Raw genomic sequence first — 1,938 nt, 5'->3', positions numbered from 1 at the left:
AACACGAAAGTAATACGTGTCACGTTTTGGAATGATTGGCATATTACCTCAGCCTGAACGAAGCTGAATCGCCAGCACCTTGATCGACTGTGAAACGCAGAACGTTTCCGTTTCTCACTTCGACAAGTTGGCAGTTGTAGGGGATCTGATCACCACGCCATTTCATCTCGCGGCAGAAGTAGCCCTCCCGCCAACTCCAGCTACCGCTGATCTCCCATCCAATAGCAGCACCTTGGATACGACCGTTCCCTAAAACGTTCAGCCGTACACCATAGAGATTGTTGCGCAGTTCCTTACCGTCGACCAAAGACAAGAACGTTGCCTCATCGTAGATCGGAGCGAAGTTTTCGGCGACGGTCGGCGTCGCGCCAAGGGCGAGTGTCAAGGAAAGAACAAGATGTTTCATCGGGCGCCTCATCATTGGATCCGTAACATTTATACGTAAGCGACAACGATCTGGTTCACTCGACCTTTGGAAGATCAGCGCATTTAGCTGTGAAACGACTTTATGCTGTCGTTTCGACTGATCACTACAAAACTACTTCAAATCTCTGAGCAGGCGTATGGTATCGCGCAATTTTACGGGGTCGTTCATTCAGCGAGCGGCCGCGCCCGGTTCGGCTTGGCTATGCTGCAACCTTAGGAAGCCGCGCAACGCACACCAACGCCAAGAGTTTCAGCGCGCAAGGCAACAACGCATATAGAAAATTCAAACGCTGCAACGCGTCGGCTGTGTTTGCACCACCTGGCGAGAACCCCGCGTATTGCAATGCCGGCAAAACAAGCGCAGCTGCTAGCGCCAAAGATATCTTCGCAGCAAAAGCCCAAACGCCAAACCCCATGCCCGTGGCTACGCCATGTTTCATGAGCGCAGTGGCAAACAATGCAGGCAAAATGACCATATCTGCGCCCAAAGCCGCACCCGAAGCCGCGCAAATCATGCCAAACCGCCATGCGGCTCCAACAGGTAGACTATAGGCCCCAACAAATGAGATAATGGCGAGGCTCATCGCGAGCAATAAAACCTGACGGGCACCAAACCGGGCAGACGCCCATGACCAAACCGGTGCAGACACACCCGCTGTCAGAAAGAACAATAATAGAAAAAGCCCCGCAAGGTTGCTGAGATCAAGGCGGTCGTCGACAAAAAACAAGAAAAGTGTCGACGTAATGGCAACAGGCAGCGCGTTAAGAAGAGCGATCAAGAGTAATTGAAGTATCTTGGGCTGTGCCAGTTCGCGAAACGACTGGCTTTGTTGAGTTTCAGCTACAACTGGTCCCCAGAATGGTCGGCTCAGTAGCCAAATGGCCAGCGATGCAATTACCAGCACCACGCCAAAAAGCGCATAACCTCCAAGTACACCGTAGTACCCTCCAAGCAATCCGGGCAAAATCGCCGCCACAACAATGCCGACGAGCGCACCCGTTTCGCGTACCCCAGCAAACCGTAAGTGCTCGCTTTCGGCGCTGCCCCCAACGATTGCGGCACCCTGTCCGTAAAAAAGGATTGTGCCTAGGCTATAGGCTGTAAAGACTAGAACCAATCCGGCGACCAATCCGAACAGCTTTGGCTGCATTACGAAAGCGATCCAAAAACCAAGCCCCATACCCAAGAACGCGATAGCCACAAAACGCGATCTGTAAGCTGGAAATCGATCAACCATGCGCCCAAGTATGGGATCTTGAATAAAGTCCAAGGCACGTAAACCAAACAGGACATAGCCGATGGTGCCCAAGCCAATTCCTAACTCGGCCGCAAAACTTGGAAGGTGGATGTACAAAGGGATGCCAGCCGACGCCAGAAACGCGGCGACCAACGGAACTGTCACTTGATTGGCCAATGTATCCCTCCAACTACTTATCGATTACGTTGAGAGCGTTAGTATGGATCAGTGTGGAGGGTTCCCATCCCAACAAATTTCAAATTACGGACGAATG

The 1,938-nt window shown here is 52.1% G+C and carries 2 protein-coding genes; both read right to left on the bottom strand.

What is annotated here, in order from left to right; genetic code table 11:
- Positions 1 to 43: 43 nt before the first annotated feature.
- On the bottom strand, positions 44 to 406 hold the full coding sequence (locus ACHUEV_RS17835; protein WP_394182288.1) for a dihydrodipicolinate reductase: 363 nt from the start codon (positions 404 to 406) through the stop codon (positions 44 to 46).
- Positions 407 to 626: 220 nt separating this feature from the next.
- Positions 627 to 1,841, bottom strand: coding sequence for an MFS transporter (locus ACHUEV_RS17830; protein ID WP_394182286.1), 1,215 nt, complete (start codon positions 1,839 to 1,841; stop codon positions 627 to 629).
- Between the last annotated feature and the right edge of the window lie 97 nt (positions 1,842 to 1,938).

It is taken from the genome of Yoonia maritima (assembly GCF_043641945.1).
Classification (GTDB): domain Bacteria; phylum Pseudomonadota; class Alphaproteobacteria; order Rhodobacterales; family Rhodobacteraceae; genus Yoonia; species Yoonia maritima_B.
The sequence above is the reverse complement of the archived record's forward strand: the minus strand, read 5'-3'. Positions and strand labels throughout refer to the sequence as shown.